We start from the raw sequence: 4,420 nt of genomic DNA, 5'->3' as shown, positions 1-4,420 counted from the left end.
CGGACACGGCGTCCGGGCCGGAACGGCCGCCCCCGCTCACCCATCACCTCCCCACCCACCCACAACGTCTCACCGACAACGTCTCACCCACCACGTCTCACCCGTCACCTGGATGGAACAGTGAAGGCTCTCGTGCTCGCGGGGGGATCAGGTTCACGACTGCGACCGATCACCCACACGTCCAGCAAGCAATTGGTCCCGGTCGCCAACAAACCGATCCTCTTCTACGGTCTCGAATCCATCGCCGCCGCGGGCATCACCGACGTCGGCGTCATCGTCGGCAGCACCGCCCCGGAAATCGAGGCAGCCGTCGGTGACGGCTCCGCCTTCGGCCTGACCGTCACCTACATCCCGCAGAGCGAACCCCTGGGGCTCGCCCACGCCGTGCTCATCGCCGAATCCTTCCTGGGCGACGACGACTTCGTCATGTACCTCGGTGACAACTTCGTGCTCGACGGCATCACCGACGTCGTCGAGGAGTTCCGCAAGGACCCACGCGACGCCCAGGTGCTGCTCACCCGGGTGAGCAACCCCACGGCCTTCGGCGTGGCGGTCACCGACGACAACGGCAACGTCCTCGTGCTCGAGGAGAAACCGCGCAAGCCGCGCAGCGACCTGGCCGTCGCCGGCGTGTACCTCTTCACGGCGGCCGTCCACGAAGCGGTGCGGGCCGTCCAGCCGTCCCCCCGCGGCGAGCTGGAGATCACCGACGCGCTGCAGTGGATGATCGACCAGGGGATGGAGGTCCGCTCCACGGTCATCACCGGATACTGGAAGGACACCGGCAACGTCACCGACATGCTGGAGGTCAACCGCACCCTCCTCGAACGCCTCCAGCCCTGCGTCAACGGCTACGTCGACGACGAGAGCGAGATCATCGGGCGGGTCCGGATCGAGGCGGGCGCCGAAGTCCGGCGCTCCCGCATCGTCGGCCCCGTGATCATCGGCGCCGGCAGCGTCGTCAGCGACTCGTACGTCGGCCCCTCCACGTCGGTCGCGGAGAACTGCCGTATCTCCCACAGCGAGATCGAGTACTCGATCGTGCTGCGGGAGTCGTCCTTCGACCGGATCCGGCGGGTTGCAGCCTCCCTCGTCGGCCGCAACGTCAAAGTCGCCGTCGCCCCCGGACTGCCTGCCACCCACCGCCTCGTCATAGGCGATCACGGGCACGTCCAGCTCTCGTCATGACCGCCGTACGCCTCCTCGTCGTCACCGCGGTCCGAGCCGAACGCGACGCCGTCGCGCGAGGCCTGGGCCCTGCCGCGGCGGTCGAGTGCGGCGCCCTGCCCGGCCGCGAGACGCTCCGGATCAACTGCACCGGGGACGCCGCGTCCGTTCGGGCCGACCGCACGGACGCGGGGCAGGGTCCCGTCCCTCACCGGCAGCTCGTCGCCGACCTGTTGGCGGGGGGAGTGGGACCCGCCGCCGCGGCCGCGGCGACCGACGCGGCGCTCACCGCGGCGGCCGTCCGGGGCGACCGGTACCACCTGGTCGTCTCGACGGGCATCGCGGGGGGCTTCGCGCCGGTCGCCGACGTCGGTTCCGTCGTCGTCGCCGACCGTGTCATCGCCGCCGACCTCGGCTGCGAGACCGCCGACGGATTCCTCTCCATCGACCGCCTCGGCTTCGGCGCCTCCGAGCACGCCTGCGCACCCCGTCTCTCCGCCGCCGTCGCCGGAGTCCTCGGCGCCGTCCACGCCCCCGTCCTGACCGTCTCCACCGTCACCGGCACCGCGGAACGCGCCCAGCGCCTACGGCAACGCCACGGAGCCGCGGCCGAGGCGATGGAGGGCTTCGGCGTCGCCGAGGCCGCCACCGTCCACGGCGTCCCGCTGCTGGAACTGCGCACCGTCTCCAACGCCGTCGGCCCCCGCGACCGCGCCGCCTGGCGCATCCCCGACGCACTGACGGCGCTTCAGGACGCCTTCGCGGTCCTGTGCACCGTCCTCACCCGGGGCGCCCCGCCGCCGTACGCCTGAGCAGCCAGGGACCCGAACTCCCGTGCAAGAAAAGGCCGTTCGGGGCCTTGGCAGATCCGGGCCGTCCGACCGGCCATTGCTCCGGCCTGCGTGAATGGCGGCGGGCGCATGATTTTCAAGGGTTTCCCCAGAGAACCCGGCCGGGTGCCGAGAAAGGCTCCCGGCCCGGGTCATGCTGTCCCCACCGCTCGAGGAGCACACCAGCAGTCGGACGCCCACAGGGCCCGCCGACCACGCGCGGGGACACGTTCCGTCACAGAACCGATCAGCATGGGGGCAGTCCATGACGAATGAAGCGCAGCTTCGGGACTACCTCAAGCGGGTCACCGTCGATCTCCACAACACCCGCCGCCGGCTACGGCAGCTGGAGGCCCGCGAGCAGGAGCCCGTCGCCGTCGTCGGCATGAGCTGCCGCCTGCCCGGCGGCGTCCGCACACCCGACGACTTCTGGGACCTGCTGGTCGACGGGACCGACGCGGTGACCGACTGGCCCGCCGACCGGGGCTGGTCCACCGCGCCCGGGCCGGACAACGGCGCCGCCGAGCGTCGCCGTGGCGGTTTCCTCGACGACGCCGACCGGTTCGACCCCGCCTTCTTCGGCATCTCCCCGCGCGAGGCGCTCGCGATGGACCCGCAGCAGCGTCTGCTGCTCGAAGTGGTCTGGGAGGCCTTCGAGCGCGCCGGCATCGATCCCGCCACATTGCGGGGCAGCCGCTCGGGTGTGTTCGTCGGGTGCAGCGACCAGGGCTACACCTCCGGGCTGCGCGAGGTCCCCGATGACGTCCGGGGCCATCTGCTCACCGGCAACTCCATGTCGGTCCTCTCCGGCCGCGTCGCGTACACCCTGGGGCTCGAGGGCCCGGCCGTCACCGTCGACACCGCCTGCTCCTCCTCCCTCGTCGCCCTGCACCTGGCCGCCCAGTCGCTGCGCTCCGGCGAGTGCTCTCTCGCCGTCGTCGGCGGTGTCACCGTCATGTCCAGCCCCGGCGCCTTCATCGAGTTCGAGCAGCAGGGCGGCCTGGCCGGCGACGGCCGCTGCAAGGCCTTCTCCGACGACGCGGACGGGACGGGCTGGGCCGAGGGCGCCGGAACGATCGTCGTCGAACGGCTCTCCGACGCCCGCCGCAACGGCCATCAGGTGCTGGCGGTGCTGCGCGGCAGCGCGGTCAACCAGGACGGCGCCTCCAACGGGCTGACCGCACCCAACGGCCTGGCCCAGCAGCGCGTCATCCTCGCGGCGCTCGCCAACGCCGGCCTGCCCGCGTCCGAGATCGACGCCGTCGAGGCCCACGGCACGGGCACCTCGCTCGGCGACCCCATCGAGGCCCAGGCGCTTCTCGCCACCTACGGCCAGGGTCGTACCGCCGACCGGCCGCTGTGGCTCGGCTCGGCGAAATCCAACATCGGCCACACCCAGGCCGCCGCAGGCGTCGTCGGCGTCATCAAGTCCGTCCTCGCGCTACGGCACGGCGTCCTGCCGCCCACCCTGCACGCCGATCGCCCCTCGCGACACGTCGACTGGAGCGCCGGTCATGTCCGGTTGCTCACCGGGCCCGTCGACTGGCCGCGCGTCGAGCACCCGCACCGCGTCGGAGTCTCGGCGTTCGGCGTCTCCGGCACCAACGCCCACGTCGTCATCGAGCAGGCCCCCGAAGCCTCCGCGGACGAGACCGCCCCGGAACAGGAACCCCGTTCCGCCCTCCCGGTCCTGCCGTGGCTCCTCTCCGCCCGCGACGAGACCGCGCTGCGCGGCCAGGCCGGCCGCCTCGCCGCCCACCTGACCGAGCGCCCGGACACCGATCTCTACGACCTGGCGGCCTCCCTGGCCACCACCCGCACCGCCTTCGAGGCCCGCGCCGTGATCCAGGGCCACGACCGCGCCGAACTCCTCGCCGGGCTCTCCGCGCTGGCCACGGGCGAGCCCGACGCGCGCACCGCGCTCGGGACGGCCCGGGGTGGTCGGACGGCGTTCTTGTTCGCGGGTCAGGGTGCGCAGCGGGTGGGGATGGGGCGTGGGTTGTATGAGGCGTTTCCGGTGTTCGCGGAGGCGTTCGACGCGGTGTGCGTGCAGGTGGGGGGTGGGTTGCGGGATGTGATCTTCGGCGAGGACACATCGCTGCTGGAGCGTACGGAGTGGGCGCAGCCTGCGTTGTTCGCGGTTGAGGTGGCGTTGTTCCGTCTGGTGGAGTCGTTCGGGGTGCGTCCGGACTTCCTGATGGGTCATTCGGTGGGTGAGATCGCTGCTGCGCATGTGGCGGGTGTGTTCTCGCTGGAGGATGCGTGTGCGCTGGTGGTGGCGCGGGGTCGGTTGATGCAGGCGTTGCCGTCAGGCGGTGCGATGTTCGCCCTCCAGGCGTCCGAGGACGAGGTGGTGCCGCTGTTGGAGGGCCGTGGGGCGCAGGTGTCGGTCGCTGCGGTGAACGGTCCGCGGGCGGTGGTGG

General features: G+C 71.9%; 3 protein-coding genes. All 3 read left to right on the top strand.

The window, feature by feature from the left end:
- Positions 1–120: 120 nt before the first annotated feature.
- Positions 121–1,188, top strand: coding sequence for a glucose-1-phosphate thymidylyltransferase (locus tag ACN6LD_RS40605; RefSeq protein ID WP_306946474.1), 1,068 nt, complete (start codon positions 121–123; stop codon positions 1,186–1,188).
- On the top strand, positions 1,185–1,979 hold the full coding sequence (locus ACN6LD_RS40600; RefSeq protein WP_445045779.1) for a futalosine hydrolase: 795 nt from the start codon (positions 1,185–1,187) through the stop codon (positions 1,977–1,979). The genes ACN6LD_RS40605 and ACN6LD_RS40600 overlap by 4 nt, the downstream gene beginning before the upstream one ends.
- Before the next feature lie 283 nt (positions 1,980–2,262).
- Positions 2,263–4,420 (top strand): type I polyketide synthase (locus ACN6LD_RS40595; protein WP_445045778.1); only part of this gene is annotated, 2,158 nt, incomplete at its 3' end.

Source organism: Streptomyces sp. SAS_272 (assembly GCF_052543235.1).
The sequence above is the reverse complement of the archived record's forward strand: the minus strand, read 5'-3'. Positions and strand labels throughout refer to the sequence as shown.